The sequence below is a fragment of the Capnocytophaga gingivalis genome (assembly GCF_002302415.1).
Taxonomy (GTDB): Bacteria; Bacteroidota; Bacteroidia; order Flavobacteriales; family Flavobacteriaceae; genus Capnocytophaga; species Capnocytophaga gingivalis.
In genome coordinates this window covers 1,737,934-1,755,645 of record NZ_CP022386.1, presented here as the reverse complement: position 1 = coordinate 1,755,645, position 17,712 = coordinate 1,737,934, and the positions used below count along the sequence as shown (strand labels likewise).

The window sequence follows — 17,712 nt, the reverse complement described above, 5'->3', positions numbered from 1 at the left end:
TGATAGAGGGGTCAGTCTTGAAGAAAAAATAAAAAATGCATATTACTGAAAAGACAAATTACCTTACCATGGCTCATGACCTATTTATTTCAGCATGGATCACAGCCATTATTACCATTCTTCTAACTCCTTCCTTAGGCAAAAGAAGTGACCTTCATAACACCCTAAGAGTAGATACTCCTAAAGAAGTAGGTGTATATGGTTATACAACCAACACGGATACTTCTCTCCCCTCCCCTCGCTTGGTATCACTACAGCATTACAATGATTTCATTAGTTTCAAGGAAAAAATGGGATACCGCGAATCTCGTAACAACTATTTTATTACCAACCCTTATGGGCATATAGGAAAATACCAGTTTGGCAAGTCTGCCTTAAAATTCTTTGGTGTTTCCAGATCAGATTTTCTCAATAACCCCTCCCTACAAGAAAATGTTTTCTATACAAGTCTTGCACACAACAAGTGGAAGCTACAGCATGAAATTGATACCTTTGCAGGAAAGCACTTTGCAGGAGTATATGTAACCGAATCAGGTATCTTGGCTGCTGCTCACCTTTTGGGGGCCAATAGTGTCAAATCCTTTTTCAAATCCAAAGGCAAAAATGTATTAGCCGATGCCAATGGTACTACTATTACCAACTATATGAAGAGCTTTCAGAACTTTGACCTATCCTGTGTGAAAGCCAGCAAGTATGACGGAAGTAAGATTAATGGTTAGTTGGCAGAGCCCCTATTCATAGCAAAGATACTACAATCATAAAAATCAAAAACTTATATAACAAAAGCCGATAATGATTTTATTATCGGCCTTTTCTCGTTTGCAAAATATTCTTTACAGTATTTTATATAAATACATGAATATCAATTTATTATAACTTTTTTAAATACCTATGAAAAATATTTTAAAAAATATTTGGTTTATAAAATAAACTTATTTATCTTTGCAGCGTATTTAAAACCTTTTAATCTATATCATCATGGAACTACAACCTGTCGATAGCTTGAAGATTATTCAAGATATCATCCGTCAAAGAAAACAAAAGTATGAAGAAAACGGCTTCTTCCTTATCTTTTGGAGTGTACTGATTGCCCTTTCGGGGATTGTACAATTTGTAATGCTCGCCACAGATTATTATCCGAAATACTCTTGGATAGGCTGGGGTGTACTGATGCCTTTGGGATTTTTCATATCATTCTTTAGCAAAATGAGAGAGGGCATAAGAAACCGAAAAGAACAAAAGAGTACCGACCCTCTCGACTGGCTTTGGTTGGTGGCTGGACTGGGGGCTATCTCCTGTTTCTGCTTGCCTTATAGCAATTGGAAGAATTATGAGATTGCCCTATTGGTGATTTACTTACCTTTCTCCTTTGTCTCCTTGGCTATTGCCTTGCACCTGAGAATCTCCCTATGGATTGTGACTTCTATCATAGGAATCATACTTACCTATAGTGTGTTATTCTTACATTATGGTATTGCTCTACCTCTACTTTGTGCTATATTGGCCTGTCTATTATTCCTGACCCCAGGGATTCAGTTTTATTCTAATTATAAAAAACAGAAGAATGTTCAGTGATTTAGATCCTATCTTACATTCTCAGTTAAGATTAGCCATAGTTTCCCTGCTTATAGCCGAGGAAAAAGCTGATTTTGCTCGAATCAAGGAGATCACCAAGGCTACTTCTGGGAATATATCTGTACAGATACAGAAACTTGAAGCTGTGGGGTATATCTCTATTACCAAATCGTTCAAGGATAATTATCCCAATACCGAAATCTCACTGACTCACAAGGGATTGCTCGCCTTCGAGAGTTATGTGGAAGCTTTGAAAAGCTATATTGTGGTCAATCGTTAGTCCTTAGTGGTTAGCCTCTATCTGTAGGAGGCTAACCACTAACTTTTAAAAAAATAATTAAATCCTTCCTTTCTAACAATTATTTTTTGTACATTTGCTGTTTTAAAATTACACACTTCATGTCATTACAAGAGATTCTCTTAGAAAACACTATAAAAGGGATCTCCTCGCTCTATGGAATTGCTATGGAGAATGTAGAGATTCAGCAGACCCGCAAGGAATTTGAAGGGGACTACACCCTTGTCCTCTTTCCGCTACTAAAGCATATCAAAGCCAATCCTCAGGAAATAGGCGAAAAGTTAGGCGATTACCTAAGCTCTCATGCACTTTGGCAAGGGCAACCGATAGTCAGTGGCTACAATGTGGTCAAGGGCTTTCTGAACCTTTCGATCTGTGAGAATTATTTTTTACACTTTCTCCACCAGATAGCCCCAGAGAAGGACTATGGCAAAAAGCCTATAACCAAAGATTCCCCAGCAGTGATTGTGGAATATTCGTCCCCCAATACGAACAAGCCCCTACACTTAGGACATATCCGTAACAATCTCTTAGGCTTCTCCATGGCCAAAATCATAGAAGCTACTGGGAAAAAAGTCTACAAAACACAGATTATCAATGACCGAGGGATTCATATCTGTAAGTCTATGATTGCTTGGCAACTCTTTGGCAAAGGGGAAACTCCTGAGAGTACTGGAGAGAAAGGAGATAAGCTCGTCGGAAAGTATTATGTGCTTTTTGATAAGGCTTACAAAGAAGAAATCGCTGGGCTCATCTCTGCAGGAAAAACAAAGGAAGAAGCCGAACGTGAAGCCCCTATCTTTCTAAAAGCACAAGAGATGCTCCGCTTATGGGAACAGGGAGACCCTGAAACCTTAGCACTCTGGAGACAGATGAACCAATGGGTATACGATGGCTTTGAGGTTACCTACCACAACTTAGGAGTGAGTTTCGACCGCAACTATTATGAGAGTGAAACTTACCTACTGGGCAAGGACATTGTTCAGAGAGGTTTGGACGAAGGAGTATTCTACCGCAAAGAAGATGGATCCGTATGGATAGACCTCACCGCTGAGGGGTTGGACGAAAAACTCGTTCTCCGTTCGGATGGTACTTCTGTGTATATCACCCAAGACCTTGGTACAGCTACCAAGCGTATCGAGGAGGATTTTCCTAAAGTAGAAGGCATGATCTATACGGTGGGCAATGAACAAGATTACCACTTCAAGGTACTCTTCCTTATCCTACAGAAATTGGGCTATACTTGGGCTAAGAATCTCTATCACCTAAGCTATGGTATGGTGGAGCTGCCCAATGGGAAAATGAAAAGCCGTGAGGGTACCGTGGTAGATGCCGATGACCTGATGGAGGAAATGGTACAAGTAGCCCAAGAACTCTCCCAGGAACTGGGTAAGCTCGAGGGGTATAGCGACCAACAAAAGGAACAACTCTATAGGGTGATAGGATTAGGAGCCCTTAAGTACTATATTCTAAAAGTAGACCCTAAGAAAAAAATCGCCTTCAATCCTCAAGAGTCTATTGATTTCCAAGGGAACACAGGACCTTTTATCCAGTATACCTATGCAAGGATACAGTCTATACTACGAAGGGCGGAAAACTGTGAACTTCCTAAGAGTGTATCCCTACACCCTAAAGAAAAAGAGCTTATCAAGCTATTGAGTCTCTTCCCTGAAGTAATACAGAATGCAGCTGATACTTACAGCCCTGCCCTGATTGCCAATTATGTATATGACTTAGTGAAAGAATTCAACTCTTTCTACCAGAATGTTTCTATACTTGGAGAAGAAGACACTGACAAACGTTCTCTAAGAGTACACCTCTCTCGCAAGGTGGGAGAAGTCATTGCCATTGGTTTTGACTTATTAGGTATAGAAGTACCTGAAAGAATGTAAGTAAGCTATATAAAAGAAAAACTAAAGGGTATGCTCCTGATTAAGGTAGCATACCCTTTTGCAATAAAATTATAAAACAATAAAAACTATGAAATTCTACTAAAAGCGGAATCCTAAGCGCACTCCTGCATTAGGCTCTATAGCTATGAATCGGCTATTTACAGGACCACTGAAGTTACGACCTATATTCACATAAGGCGCTACGACAAACTTGTCATTGAATACCCAAGCATATCCAGCTCCTACCCCGATGATAAAGGCATCCATCTTAGTTTTTTCATCTACTCCATTTTTATTTTCGGTAAAGGTACCAAAACGAGCCTTAAGGAATGGGTTGATGTAAGCACCCTCTCCATTGACAGAGTTGAAATAATAGTTGTATCCTACCTTGAAACTGGTGGTAGAGAATTTGTATTCCTTGCTTCCTGACCATATATGCCAGTAAGAGAATCTGTCCAAGAACATGAGTTCTGCATCTACAGATTGGTTTTCATCTAAGTAATACTCATATCCAAGCTCTATAGAAGGGCGAACAATTACATTGAGGATATTGATCTTCGCCTCATTCTTATAGGTTTGCGCAAAAGCCCCTACAGAGAGTAGTGCCATGGCTATAGTAAAAAACATTTTCTTCATAAAGTATCTATTTTTGAATTAAAGTGCAAAAGTACTAATTTTTTTTGAATATCCTAATTTTTATATGCGAAAAATCCATCCTACAGAAAGCATAGTCTCAAAGAAGAAGAAATCATGATGCGCTCTATCACTTTTGCTTTGGGTAGTTCGCACATCATACATATTGAGATATCCCCCACGTAGTTCGCCCACCATCATAAAATGTTTGAAGAGGAATAAGTGTAAGCCTGCTTTGGCATGCATACCTACCCCTGCTACATGGAACTCATCATAGCGCTCACGATTGAGTAGTTTGGTATTAGTCTTAGGATATACCGCTCCGAAACCAAGCCCTTCGGTTAGGTTTACCTGAAATATATCTGTGTTACGAATCCCAAACAAAGAAGAAATATCATCCACACGAGCCCCTTCTACCAATACATAATTGAGCCCATCGGTATGCTCAAAGGTAAGAAAATCCTCGGTGAGCTTCTTCTTCTCATTATTATATACCTTGTCATGAGTGGTACCAGCCCCTACATATCCATTGATATTGACCTCCTGATCTTGTACCATCACATACTTCATGTGATCTACTCCTGCGGAGATTGTCCAGTTGTCCCCCAAGTAATAGCCAATACGGAAGTTGGTCTGAGGAATGGTCATTCTAAGAGGGTTGATGTAGTCGATATGCCACCCCTTGGGCTTATCCACAGCCTCTACATTGGAGAGGGTAAAGTCATAGTCATTCCCTTTGAAGGTAATATCAGAGTTGGTATAATACCCACGGTTTCCACCCCAAAAGACAAAGATTTTCCCTTTGTTATGCTGGGTATAGTCCTGTGCATAGGAGGCTATTGTAAAAAACAAAGCCATAAAAAGTCCTATTTTTTTCATGTGTAAATGATTTATAAATTGGGGTGCAAAATTACTATTTTTTATAAAATAGCAAAATAGAAAACAATCTATTTTCGTAAGATTAAAAATTGTAGCGAAAAATGTTTACCTTTGCAGCCTGTTAAGCACTTAACTTAAAGAAGAACGTGAGAAAGTTATTAAATAATTTTTGGGTATTTGTCGCGCGTCTTGTTTTGCGCAATCGCTATATTTTCCTATCTGTTTTCATAGGGATTACTATCTTCTTAGCCCTACAGTGGAAGTATATCCGCATGACCTATTCGGAGGCGAATATGCTCCCGAAGGACAGCCCTATCAGCAAGGAGTATGATAAGTTCCTGAGTATGTTTGGTGAAGAGGGCAACCTGATTGTCATAGGAGTAGAAGCGGACAAGATCACCCAAGCAGGGGGCTTTAACCGCTGGAATATGTTGGCTCATGATTTACAGAAATTCCCACAAGTGGAGGGAGTACTCTCGCTGAATACTATTAAAGAGTTGTACAAGGATACGATCCATGAGCGCTTTGCCACACGTAACTTCTTCCCTCAGGAAGTCTCTACCCAAGGGGAAGTGGACAGCCTTTTCCCAAAACTATTTGACAAAACACCTGTATATGAAGGTCTGTTGTATAACAAAGACCATTCCACCCTGCGAATGGCCGTTTCCTTACGCAAGGATATTGTCAATACAGCCATTCGTAAGGATTTTATACTCAAGGATCTAAAACCCTTGATAGAAAATTATCAGAAAGACTTAGGGGTTCCTATACATGTATCGGGTATGCCCTATATACGTACCCTAAGCACCGAGATTATCACTGGAGAGATAGGCTTTTTCATCATTGGAGCACTCTTGGCCACCTGCTTGGTGTTGCTCTTTTTCTTCCGTTCGTTTAGAGCGATGTTCATCTCCATGTGTACAGTTCTTATAGGAGTGATGTGGGCTTTTGGTTTCTTAGGTCTTTTCCATTATGAGATTACTATACTCACGGCAGTAATTCCTCCTTTGGTAATCGTTATAGGGGTGCCCAACTGTGTCTTTCTCATCAACCGTTACCAGCAGGAAATACACAAGCATGGGTATAAGGCAATGGCACTCCAACGTGTCATTACCAAGGTCGGAAATGTCACGCTACTGACGAACCTAACAACGGCCGCAGGTTTTGCTACCTTTATCATCACTGAGAGCAGTATCCTAAAGGAGTTTGGGATTGTCTCCTCTATCAGTATCATGTGCTTATACGTGATTTCCTTGTGTGTGATCCCTATCATATATAGCTTTATGCCCACTCCTAAGCCTCGACATCTCAAGCACCTAACCAAGCAATGGATAGGAGGGCTCTTGGAGGGGATAGAGCGTATTGTCAAGAAGCACCGTTTTGCTACTTTCTCTGTAGCGGTAGCCCTCTTAGTGGCGAGTATTATAGGAATCTATCGTATCCATATCTCAGGAAGTGTCATAGAGGATATGCCCAAGGGAGAGACTTTCTATGATGATATTCTCTTCTTTGAAAAAGAGTTTGGCGGCATTATGCCCTTAGAAATCACAGTCGATACGGGCAAGAAAAATGGGGTCATGCGCCCCTCTACCCTACAGAGCATGGACAAGCTCGAGGAATATCTGGAGGATATCCCCGAAATATCTCAACCTATCTCAGTAGTAAGGTTAGTGAAATATGCCAGACAAGCTTTCTATAATGGCAATCCTGAATATTTTGCCCTGCCTACGGCTCAGGAACGTGCCTTTGTCCTTGCTTATGTAAAAAACTCAGAGGGAAAGGCCGATATGCTACGTAGTATTGTAGATAGTACGGGACAGGTAGCCCGTATCACGGTTTTCATGAAGGATATAGGTACCGAGAAAATGCATCAGATAGAAGAGGCTATCGCCAAGCAAACAGAAAAATTATTCCCTCAAGACCAATACAAGGTGCACCTGACAGGTAAGGCTTATATGTTCACCAAAGGAACTGATTATTTAGTAGGAAACCTCATTCAGTCGTTGCTACTTACTATAGTGATTATCGCCGTGATGATGTTCTATATGTTCCGTTCGTTCAAAATGGTTATCATCTCTCTTATCCCCAATCTATTACCACTACTGGTTACTGCGGGAGTCATGGGATATGCAGGTATCCCACTGAAGCCCTCTACCATATTGGTCTTTGGAATTGCTTTTGGAATTTCCATCGATGATACCATCCATTTTTTGGCCAAGTATCGTCAGGAACTTGTCCTGCATAAGTGGAAGGTGAAGCGCTCGGTATATGCTGCCTTGCAGGAGACAGGGATTAGTATGTTCTATACCTCTATAATATTGCTTTTTGGATTCTCCATCTTTACCCTATCGAGCTTTGGAGGCACAAAAGCTTTAGGAGGGCTTATCTCAACCACTCTATTCTTTGCCATGACCAGCAACCTAATTCTCCTACCGTCATTGCTGATTGCTTTGGAGAAGAGTATCGCCAACAAAAAGACACTTATAGAACCGCATATAGATGTATTGGGAGAAGATGAGGAGGAGTAAAAAGTGAAGAGTAAAAAATAACCTAAGTAAAATAGCTTTACAAATATTTATGAACCCATATATACATAGTTTTCTCAAATATTTTCTACAAGGAGTTGTCATTATAGGCCCCTTGAGTACGACCGTTTGGATTATTTGGTCTATTTTCTACAGCGTAGACAACCTTGTACCTCATATTTCAGAACGTTTCCCAGGACTTGTCTTTATCCTTGTGCTGGGGGGTACCACCTTAATCGGTTACTTAGGCAATCGTTTTCTTGTAGGAAAACTTTTAGTGGAGGGATTGGACTATCTTTTGGAACACACCCCAGGGGTGAAGTTTATCTACAAGACCATTCGGGACGTGATAGGCTCCTTTGTCGGAGACAAGCAAAAGTTCTCTAACCCAGTATGGGTAAAAGTACAAGAGCAGCCGGATATATGGCGTATAGGCTTCCTTACCCAAGAGGACATGTCTGCCATCGGTCTTAAAGAAATGGTCAGTGTATACCTACCCCATTCCTATGCTATCTCTGGTTGGGTGATTGTTGTCCATCAGGACTATGTAAAACCTGCCGAGGGCTTCACAGCCAAACAAGCTATGGAGTTTGCCGTAAGTGGAGGCACTGTAGGGGCGGTGAGTAATCCGTGAAAAAGTTCCCTCATCGAGGAGCAGAGGGATAAGCCGTAGTCAGCCCTTATATTATATAAATTTAAGTTTCGCAAGTCGTTTTTAGAATATAATTAAAATTATAACTATTTATAAATCAATATACTACAAATAAAACCTCCCCCTTACCCCCTCTGAGAGGGGGAATAAGGGCGTTGAAAAGGCAAAAACTGTTTGTCAATACGTAAAATTTTCTCTCTATAACTCATTGATAATCATAAACTATCTCATTCCCCCTTTGGAGGGGGACAGGGGGAGGTTTTTGAAAATCAATAAGTTATACAACTTGCGAAACTTAAATATAAATAACTCAAAAATTAAAAACTCAAAACTATGAAGATAGGAATCATCGGAGCTATGGAGAGTGAGATACAGCTTCTTAGAGAATATTTAGGCAATCCTGCCCCAACCCACCTCAGGCGTTATGCTTTCTATGAGGGACAGATAGGCAACCACCAAGTGGTAGTACTCCTCTCCGGTATTGGTAAGGTAAGTGCCTCCATAGGGACTGCACTCCTTATAGATCATTTTGCTCCAGAGCTGGTTATCAATACAGGGACTGCTGGAGGTTTACGACACAGCAAGGTCTTCGATATGGTACTGGCTACAGAGGTCAGCTACTACGATGTAGATGTCACAGCCTTTGGTTATGCCATAGGCCAACAAGCCCAGATGCCCCGAAGCTACCTCCCTGCCGAACAATGGTTCTACAAAGCCCAAGAGTCGGTAGCTCGCTATACCTCTCAGCTGCATTGTGCTCCGATAGTCAGTGGAGACTCTTTTGTGAGCAAGAAAGAGACCCGCCAATGGATAGAAACCCACTTCCCCGAGGCTGTAGCTGTAGAGATGGAAGCAGCAGCTATAGCGCAAACCTGCTACCTTATGGATACACCTTTCCTTATCCTACGCGCTGTTTCAGACAATGCAGGCGAAGGAAATACGATCTCCTATGATACCTTTGTCTCCCAAGCAGCCGCCCTATCGGCCAAGATGAATATAGACTTTATCGAACACCTAATATAACCACTTATGACCGTATGCAAAATTCCCCAAGGATATGATCCCAAATATGGAATCATGGATACCGAGAGAGCCATCAAGCGAATCAAAGACTTCTTCGAGACAGAACTATCCAGAGCCCTGAACCTCTCTCGTATCTCGGCACCTCTATTTGTAAAAAACTCTACTGGACTCAATGACAATCTCAATGGAATAGAGCGACCCGTATCCTTTAGTATGAAAGACGCCCCTGAGGACACCATCGAGATCGTACATTCCTTAGCCAAATGGAAACGCTTGGCTCTCAAGCGTTATGGACTCAATACTGGGGAAGGTATCTATACTGATATGAATGCTATTCGTCGGGATGAGACCTTGGACAATACCCATTCTATCTATGTAGATCAATGGGATTGGGAAAAAATCATTACCAAAGAGCAGCGTACTTTGGCTTATTTGGAGGAAACTGTCAAAAAAATCTATCAAGTATTTTTAGCTACTGAGGCGGTAATGACCCTTGAATATCCGCTACTGACCCCATTCTTGCCCAAGGAGATTACTTTTATTACCTCCCAAGAATTAGAACACAGGTACCCAAGCCTATCTCCCAACAAACGGGAACAACGCTTTGCTAAGGAGAAAGGGGCTATTTTCATCATGCAGATAGGTGGGGTACTCCTCTCCGGTGAAAAACATGATGGTCGTGCTCCTGATTATGATGATTGGCAACTCAATGGCGACCTAATTCTCTGGAACCCTGTCCTGGAAAGTGCTTTAGAACTCTCCTCCATGGGTATCCGAGTCGATGAGGTTTCCCTTATGGAACAACTCAAAGTATCCAACTTAGAAGAACGTAAGCACTTGGATTATCACCAGATGCTCCTGGAAGGATCCTTGCCCTTTACCATAGGAGGAGGGATTGGTCAATCTCGTATCTGTATGTTTTTCCTTCAGAAAGCCCATATAGGAGAGGTGCAAGCCTCTATCTGGACAGAGGAAATACTCTCCCTATGTGCAAAGCATCATATTAACCTATTATAAGATATTGTCTATGAAAACTTTTGGACTTACACTCTCTGGGGGTGGAGTGCGTGCTTTAGCCCATGGGGGAATGCTCAAGGCCTTGGAAGAACACAATCTGCGTCCTGTGGTGATCTCAGGTACTAGTGGAGGGGCTTTGGTAGGAGCTCTCTATGCCTCAGGAAAAACTCCAGAGGAGATAATAGATTTCTTCAAAGAGACTCCCCTCTTTAAGCTATCGATGCTCTCCCTCCCAAGAATGGGACTTATCAATAGCAACAAATACCCTGCTTTATTCCAAAAACACCTTTCTTGCAATACCTTTGAGGAACTCTCCATCCCACTATACATAGCCGCTACCAATCTACTCAATGGAAAAGCTATTTACTTCTCTAAGGGAGACCTCATTTCCCCTATGGTTGCATCTTCGGCCTTGCCGCCTTACTTCTCCCCTATAAAGATAGGAGAGGCTATCTATTGTGATGGAGGGCTTCTGAACAATTTCCCAATAGAGCCCCTCAAGGGAAAGTGTGACATCCTTATAGGAAGTTTCGTAAACCCGCTCAAGGAGGTTAATGAGAAGGAGTTAGGTAATCCTATCAAGTTTCTCCAACGTATCTACAATGTAGTCATGGATGGATCCTATGAGAAAAAGTTCAAGAAATGTGATTATGTCTTCCTACATGAATTAGACAACATAGGAGTATTAGAAACAAAACTTATAGATAAGGCCTTTGACTATGGATATGAGAAGACGCTCTCTCATATAGCCCTTATCAAGAGTTTAGTAGAGAATTAAAAGAAAAATCGTATCTTTGCACTCCGTAACTTTTTATAAATAGCTAAACAATTCATGAATTGCGTATATATCACCAAAGCTAACAAATTCTTACCCAATACCCCTATTGACAATGACCAGATGGAAGCTTTCTTAGGAAAGATAAATGAAGCTGCCTCGCGAGCCAAGCGTGTCGTACTGAGAAATAACGGCATACAAACCCGCTATTATGCACTTGATACACAAGGCAATCCTACTCACACCAATACCGAACTGACTTGCTTGGCGATAGAAGGGTTATTAGACGATCGCTTTAGGGCAGAAGATATAGAAGTACTCTCTTGTGGCACCTCCACACCAGACACTTTGTTACCCTCGCATGCGGCTATGGTACACGGCCTATTGAGAGGAAGTGGGTCTGTGGAGCTTAACTCCTCAGCAGGAGTATGTAACTCAGGCATGAATGCCCTGAAGTTTGGCTATTTATCTGTAAAAGCAGGCAATAGTTCCAATGCTGTCTGTACAGGATCTGAACGTGTTTCTACTTGGCTAAGGGCAAACAAATATGAGAATGAAATACAGACCCTTGCCCTCTTAGAAGAACACCCTATCTTGGCTTTCAAGAAGGACTTCCTTCGATTTATGCTTTCCGATGGAGCAGGGGCCTTCCTTTTAGAGAACACCCCTCTTCCCTCACAAGATTCCTTACAAATCATGTGGATGGAGGGCTACTCCTATGCCCACCAGTTGGAAGCTTGTATGTATGCTGGAGGCGAAAAACAATCCGATGGCTCTCTAAAAGCATGGAGTGATTACTCTCCTGAAGAGTGGTTAGAATACTCTATCTTTGCCATCAAACAAGATGTGAAACTACTTAATGAAAACATCTTGGTAAAAGGAGCAGAGAGTATGCTCGCTGCCCTAAAGAAACATGATCTTTCCGCTGAAGAAATCACTTACTTCCTCCCTCACATCTCTTCCAATTATTTCAAGGAACGCTTATATGAGGAACTTAAGAAAGTAGGGATAGATATTCCTCTTGACCGCTGGTTCATGAACCTAACGAAGGTTGGCAATGTAGGAAGCGCTTCTCCTTACCTAATGTTGGAGGAACTTTTCAACTCTGGAAAGCTACAAAAGGGAGACAACCTATTGCTTTCGGTACCAGAGAGTGGACGCTTTTCATATTCGTATGCTTTGTTAAAAGTAGTATAACCATGAACTCTATGTATCGTATCTATCCTCAGAAGCGCTATCGCAAGACCCTGACTATCTTGGAGCGGTTTTCCCCCAAGGGAACCACCATATTGGACTTAGGGGTACGCAACCCCTTTTCCGAAGTAATGGAAAAGGAAGGATACATTGTGAACAATACTCAAGGAGAGGATTTGGATCTTTTCCCTGAGAAATTAGCTGACTATACAGGAGAGTTTGTCACCGCCTTGGAGATATTAGAACACTTGGTAAACCCCTTCGAGGTGCTTCAGCACTTACCTGCGCAAAGACTTTTGGTAACTGTACCCTTACGCTTGTGGTTTGCCTCGGCTTATCGCAATGACAAAGACCCTCGCGACTGTCACTATCACGAGTTCGAGGACTGGCAACTGGATATGCTTTTGGAGAAAGCCGGTTGGAGAATAAAATATAGAGAAAAATGGACGCACCCTGTTGGGAAACTTGGGATACGCCCCTTGCTAAGATACTTCACCCCAAGATACTATGCGGTATATGCAGAAAGAATAATCGATGATGAATATCGAGTTAAAAAGATATAATAAAACAAAATAAACATTAATTAATCCATTTATTTTTTAGAAAAAGTGTACCTTTGCACGCTATCTATAATAATTAAAAACAGAAAATTATGTGTGGAATTGTAGGATATATAGGAAATAAAGAAGCGTATCCGATTATCATCAACGGACTCAAGCGCTTAGAATACCGAGGCTATGATAGTGCCGGTTTTGTAGTAAATGCTGGAAAATTTATCAGCGAAAAGACCAAAGGAAAAGTTTCCGACTTGGAGGAAAAATCTGCTAAAAATACCCTCTCTGGAGCTACTTTCGGAATTGGCCACACCCGTTGGGCTACTCATGGGGTGCCCAATGATGTGAACTCTCACCCTCATTTTTCCAATTCTGGCAAATTGGTTATCGTACACAACGGAATCATAGAGAACTATCAACCTATCAAGCAGCGCCTACTCAAAGAAGGCTATGTATTCCATTCTGATACGGATACAGAGGTATTGGTTAACTTCATAGAATACATCAAGAATAAGAAACAACTCCCCTTGGAGGAGGCTGTTCGCTACGCTCTTAACGAGGTGGTAGGCGCTTATGCTATTGCGGTAATGGAGGAAGAACATCCTTCTAAAATGGTCGTAGCTCGCTTAGGAAGTCCCCTGGTAATAGGAATCGGTGAAAATGAGTTCTATATAGCCTCCGATGCTTCTCCTTTTATAGAATATACCCAGAATGCACTCTATCTCGAAGATGGAGAGATGGCTACCATAGAGCTCAATCAAGAGGTTCAGGTACGCAAGATACATAACAACGAGGAAGTAGACCCTACCATACAAGAGCTTAAGCTCAGTATCGATGCCATAGAAAAAGGAGGATATGAGCACTTCATGCTCAAAGAAATCTTTGAACAACCCCAATCTATCCAAGATACTATGCGTGGCCGCCTCTTGGAAGATCATACCACCAAAATATCAGGAATCAATAACAACCTCAAGCAGTTCCTTAGTGCAGACCGTATTGTTATCGTAGCCTGTGGTACCTCTTGGCATGCTGGACTGGTAGGAGAATACCTCTTTGAGGAACTGGCACGTATCCCTGTGGAAGTAGAGTATGCTTCCGAGTTCCGCTACCGCAACCCAGTGATTAATCCTTCGGATGTAGTGATCGCTATATCCCAATCAGGAGAAACTGCCGATACCTTGGCAGCCTTGAAATTGGCCAAAGAGCGTGGTGCCTTCATCTATGGTATCTGTAATGTCGTAGGTTCGTCCATCGCTCGCCTTACCCACTCAGGAACCTATACCCACGCTGGACCAGAGATAGGGGTTGCCTCCACCAAGGCCTTCACCACTCAGCTTACTGTACTAACCCTCTTAGCCCTCCACTTAGGACACAAGAAGGGAACCATAGACCACACGACCTATAAGAAGCTATGCCAGAACCTTGCCTTAGTGCCTGATTTGGTAGCTAAAACTATCGAAATGACCAAGGATAAGGTTATAGAAATAGCCCAAGAGTACAAGGATGTATCTAACTGCATCTATTTAGGGCGTGGCTACAACTTCCCAGTAGCCTTGGAAGGAGCTTTAAAGCTGAAAGAAATCTCCTATATCCATGCTGAAGGGTATCCAGCAGCAGAGATGAAGCACGGCCCTATTGCCCTAATAGATGAGAATATGCCTGTAATCTTCTTGGCTCCTTCTAAAGGTCATTATGAAAAAGTAGTCTCCAATGCACAGGAAATCAAAGCAAGAAAAGGAAAAATCATTGCTGTAGTAACAGAGAATGATACCCAGATGAGTAGTCTTGCTGATCATACCTTGGAGATTCCTGAAGTAGATGAGATATTCTCCCCTATTCTAAGTGTTATTCCACTGCAATTGCTCTCTTACCACATCGCTACTATGCGTGGTTGCAACGTAGATCAGCCGCGTAACTTGGCCAAATCGGTAACGGTAGAGTAACATATCTTCTATACAAAAATAGGTTTTTATAGTGAATTCTTGCTATAAAAACCTGTTTTTCAATTAAATAAAGTTTGTCAAAAAATATTATTTTTTTATTTGGGTAATTAAAAAAAAGGTCGTACCTTTGCACTCGTAAATCGCGGGGTAGAGCAGTAGGCAGCTCGTCGGGCTCATAACCCGAAGGTCACTGGTTCGAGTCCAGTCCCCGCTACTAAATAAGCGTAATTAATTGAAAAACAGTTAATTACGCTTTTACTTTTATATTCGATTAGGATTCAGGATACGAATATTAGCAATATAGGCATTTTCTTCTGGGAGGAAAACACCTATTATTCAAATATTGTCTTCCAGTTATCTGCAAACATCTTGATAGAAAGTGCCAAAAGAATGACCCCTGCTATCTTATTGGCGATAACAATTCCTGTTTGCCCCATCCAATCATTAATTCTTCGACAGTGCTTGATGACTATATAAGCAATAGCTACATTGATCAGGATAGAAATAACAATATCCACAGAAGAATAAGAAGAGTGCAAAGATAGAATCATGGTAAGTACCCCAGGTCCTGCCAAAAGTGGGAATGCTATAGGAACTATCGAAATGCTATTGGCTTCTTCCATTTTATGAAAGCTGACCCCAAGGATCATCTCCACCGCTATGATGAAAAGGATAAAAGCCCCTGCTACGGCAAAAACTTTCAGGGGAATATCCAAAAAGCGAAGCATAGCTTCTCCGGCAAAAAGAAAAATAATCATCAAACAGGCCGACACCAAGGCAGCTTTCTCTGTTTGTATCTTCCCAAAACGATTCATCAGACTGATGAAAATAGGAAGTCCTCCTATAATATCAATAATCCAAAAAAGCTTAAAAGAAATCTGTGCAATATGCTCTAAATTCATCAGAATATGTTTTTGTCACAAAGATACGTTTTTTGTATGAATCTAAGCTCATTTATGAGACTAAAAATTACCACCTTGTCATTTCTCCAAACAGAAAATTAAGGACTCCAAAGGTGCTATATCCACTCGCATATGCGCTTGCCCTCCCATGGTAAAGAGTTGGGTCTGTTTCTCTCCATAGAGTCGATCTTCCAATGGGTAAACACCATCGGAGAGTAGCCAATGTGCCCTAAGCACAGGAGGGATCTGTAGGTCAAAGCCGTAAGTATCTTCCCTACTGAAATTAACTATGATAATCCATTTGCGCTGTTTCTCTTCCCGCACAAAGCTATATACCTTATCATTATAATAAGAGGTATGTTCTCGATTATATCTATGTATATTTTGGAAATTTCCTTTTATAGGTAAGCGTAACAGGCGGCAATAGAAATCCCTTAGGAAAACCTGTTCGGGGGTAAGGCCTCCACCATCATAGCGCTTGCCATTGACCCATCCCTGATGAGCGGGCACCCCTATATAATCGAAAATAGAAGTACGAGTAGGCGCACCAAATCCTGCATGCTCTCGAGCTGGTTCGCCTACTTCTTGCCCAAAATAAAGCATTACTGCGGCCTGGCTCAAATGAGCTGTGAGTGTCATGGCAGGTAGCCCATAACGCGCCTCTCCAGCAAAACCCTCACTGGCAATGCGCTGCTCATCATGATTCTCCAAGAAGTGAAGCATCTGTGGGGCAATATCACCAAGAGGTTCTTGGACAAAATCAATCCTGTCGGACGAATGTCCATAACAGATAATATCTCTCAGGGTATCATAGAGCCCCACCTTATGATAGAGAGCATCCATCTTCCCCATGTGTAAGTACTCCCGATAGCGGGCTTCTTCGTAAATCTCCGCCATGAGAAAGCTATCAGGCTTTTGTGTCTTGATAAAGGAATTGAGATAACTGAAGAACTCCACTGGCACCATCTGTGCCATATCATAGCGAAAGCCATCCACCCCCAAGGCTAACCAGAAAGAGACAATATCCTTGAACTTTATCCAAGTATTGGGCACTACACGACTACGCCAAAAGGCATAATGAGCCCCCCAATCCCACTGGGCAAACTCTGGAGGCAGGGTATCGAAGTCCTTTTCTCCTTCAGGGCTTACTCCATAGTTGAGCTTTACAGTCTCATACCAATCGGTAAGAGCAGGGGTACTACTACGACTATTCCCTGTCCACTTAGCGGGATACTCCTGATAGGAAGTATAGGGAATGGTAGGGGTATATCCTAAAGAAAATTCTGGCAGTTGAAAGGATTCTCCAACATTATAATAGAAGTTATTATCACGCCTATATCCTACTGTAGTATCATCTTCTTCTCCAAAATCTTTAATCCCTTCCCGCTTGGAGGTAGAGTGATATTGGCGAGCTACATGGTTAGGGACTATGTCTATAATGACTTTCATCCCCTGCCGATGGATACGCTCCACCAGAGCGACAAACTCCTGCAAACGCTTGTCTGGATTCTCCGCCAAGTCTGGATTCACATTGTAATAATCCTTCACTGCATAGGGGGATCCTGCTCGCCCCTTGACCAAATAGGGATTGTCATGAGCAACCCCTATAGCAGTATAGTCGCCCACCAAGGCATGATGTAGCACCCCTGTAAGCCAAATATGAGTTGTCCCCAACTCCTTTATCCCTTGTAGGGCAGCATCGGTAAAGTCGGAAAACTTCCCTACGCCGTTCTCTTCCTTAGTACCATAAGGAATATTATCAGTAGATATATTGCCAAAAAGCCTCACAAAGGCCTGATAAATAATCACTTTCATTTTTTAGATAATAAGTAAAGTCGCATGAGCAAATA

16 protein-coding genes and 1 tRNA gene are annotated in these 17,712 nt (G+C 41.8%); 13 read left to right on the top strand and 4 right to left on the bottom strand.

Features of this window, described 5'->3' with window-relative positions; all coding sequences use genetic code 11:
* Nucleotides 1–35 precede the first annotated feature (35 nt).
* The 4 genes from CGC50_RS08310 (at nt 36) to argS (ending at nt 3,765) form a co-directional block, all read left to right on the top strand.
* The gene (locus CGC50_RS08310) at nt 36–719 is read left to right on the top strand and encodes a peptidoglycan-binding protein LysM (RefSeq protein ID WP_232781073.1); all 684 of its coding nucleotides are present in this window, start codon (nt 36–38) and stop codon (nt 717–719) included.
* Between the two features lie 259 nt (nt 720–978).
* On the top strand, nt 979–1,575 hold the full coding sequence (locus CGC50_RS08305; RefSeq protein WP_002665741.1) for a hypothetical protein: 597 nt from the start codon (nt 979–981) through the stop codon (nt 1,573–1,575).
* Nucleotides 1,565–1,855, top strand: coding sequence for a winged helix-turn-helix domain-containing protein (locus tag CGC50_RS08300; protein WP_095910449.1), 291 nt, complete (start codon nt 1,565–1,567; stop codon nt 1,853–1,855). Before CGC50_RS08305 ends, CGC50_RS08300 begins: the two co-directional genes overlap by 11 nt.
* 119 nt (nt 1,856–1,974) lie before the next feature.
* Nucleotides 1,975–3,765 (top strand): arginine--tRNA ligase, encoded by a 1,791-nt coding sequence (argS, locus tag CGC50_RS08295; protein ID WP_095910448.1) that lies wholly within the window; start codon nt 1,975–1,977, stop codon nt 3,763–3,765.
* Between the two features lie 99 nt (nt 3,766–3,864).
* Here argS and CGC50_RS08290 read toward each other — a convergent pair whose 3' ends face one another.
* Entirely contained in the window at nt 3,865–4,401 is a 537-nt protein-coding gene (locus CGC50_RS08290; RefSeq protein WP_002665700.1) for a DUF3575 domain-containing protein, read from the bottom strand.
* Nucleotides 4,402–4,461: 60 nt separating this feature from the next.
* The gene (locus CGC50_RS08285; protein WP_002665851.1) at nt 4,462–5,277 is read right to left on the bottom strand and encodes a hypothetical protein; all 816 of its coding nucleotides are present in this window, start codon (nt 5,275–5,277) and stop codon (nt 4,462–4,464) included.
* A 146-nt stretch (nt 5,278–5,423) separates the two neighbouring features.
* Between CGC50_RS08285 and CGC50_RS08280 the strand changes: the two genes are divergently transcribed.
* From CGC50_RS08280 to CGC50_RS08240, 9 genes are all read left to right on the top strand, one after another.
* The gene (locus CGC50_RS08280) at nt 5,424–7,805 is read left to right on the top strand and encodes an efflux RND transporter permease subunit (RefSeq protein WP_095910447.1); all 2,382 of its coding nucleotides are present in this window, start codon (nt 5,424–5,426) and stop codon (nt 7,803–7,805) included.
* Between the two features lie 49 nt (nt 7,806–7,854).
* Entirely contained in the window at nt 7,855–8,436 is a 582-nt protein-coding gene (locus CGC50_RS08275) for a DUF502 domain-containing protein (protein WP_095910446.1), read from the top strand.
* Between the two features lie 351 nt (nt 8,437–8,787).
* Nucleotides 8,788–9,477, top strand: a complete 690-nt coding sequence (locus CGC50_RS08270) for a 5'-methylthioadenosine/adenosylhomocysteine nucleosidase (protein WP_095910445.1) — start codon at nt 8,788–8,790, stop codon at nt 9,475–9,477.
* Between the two features lie 6 nt (nt 9,478–9,483).
* Nucleotides 9,484–10,494: an aspartate--ammonia ligase gene (gene asnA, locus CGC50_RS08265; protein WP_095910444.1), complete on the top strand. Its 1,011-nt coding sequence runs from the start codon at nt 9,484–9,486 to the stop codon at nt 10,492–10,494.
* Between the two features lie 10 nt (nt 10,495–10,504).
* Complete coding sequence (locus CGC50_RS08260; protein WP_095910443.1) at nt 10,505–11,272, top strand: patatin-like phospholipase family protein; 768 nt, start codon at nt 10,505–10,507, stop codon at nt 11,270–11,272.
* 54 nt (nt 11,273–11,326) lie between these two features.
* Complete coding sequence (locus tag CGC50_RS08255; RefSeq protein ID WP_095910442.1) at nt 11,327–12,466, top strand: beta-ketoacyl-ACP synthase III; 1,140 nt, start codon at nt 11,327–11,329, stop codon at nt 12,464–12,466.
* 11 nt (nt 12,467–12,477) lie between these two features.
* On the top strand, nt 12,478–13,026 hold the full coding sequence (locus CGC50_RS08250) for a methyltransferase domain-containing protein (RefSeq protein ID WP_095911325.1): 549 nt from the start codon (nt 12,478–12,480) through the stop codon (nt 13,024–13,026).
* An 89-nt stretch (nt 13,027–13,115) separates the two neighbouring features.
* Nucleotides 13,116–14,960: a glutamine--fructose-6-phosphate transaminase (isomerizing) gene (glmS, locus tag CGC50_RS08245; protein WP_095910441.1), complete on the top strand. Its 1,845-nt coding sequence runs from the start codon at nt 13,116–13,118 to the stop codon at nt 14,958–14,960.
* A 141-nt stretch (nt 14,961–15,101) separates the two neighbouring features.
* Nucleotides 15,102–15,174 (top strand) — tRNA-Met (locus CGC50_RS08240).
* Nucleotides 15,175–15,292: 118 nt separating this feature from the next.
* On the opposite strand, the gene CGC50_RS08235 is transcribed toward CGC50_RS08240, so the two are convergent.
* Together CGC50_RS08235 and CGC50_RS08230 are read right to left on the bottom strand one after the other, a co-directional pair.
* Nucleotides 15,293–15,862, bottom strand: a complete 570-nt coding sequence (locus CGC50_RS08235) for a MarC family protein (protein WP_095910440.1) — start codon at nt 15,860–15,862, stop codon at nt 15,293–15,295.
* 78 nt (nt 15,863–15,940) lie between these two features.
* Nucleotides 15,941–17,677, bottom strand: coding sequence for an alpha-amylase family protein (locus tag CGC50_RS08230; protein ID WP_095910439.1), 1,737 nt, complete (start codon nt 17,675–17,677; stop codon nt 15,941–15,943).
* Between the last annotated feature and the right edge of the window lie 35 nt (nt 17,678–17,712).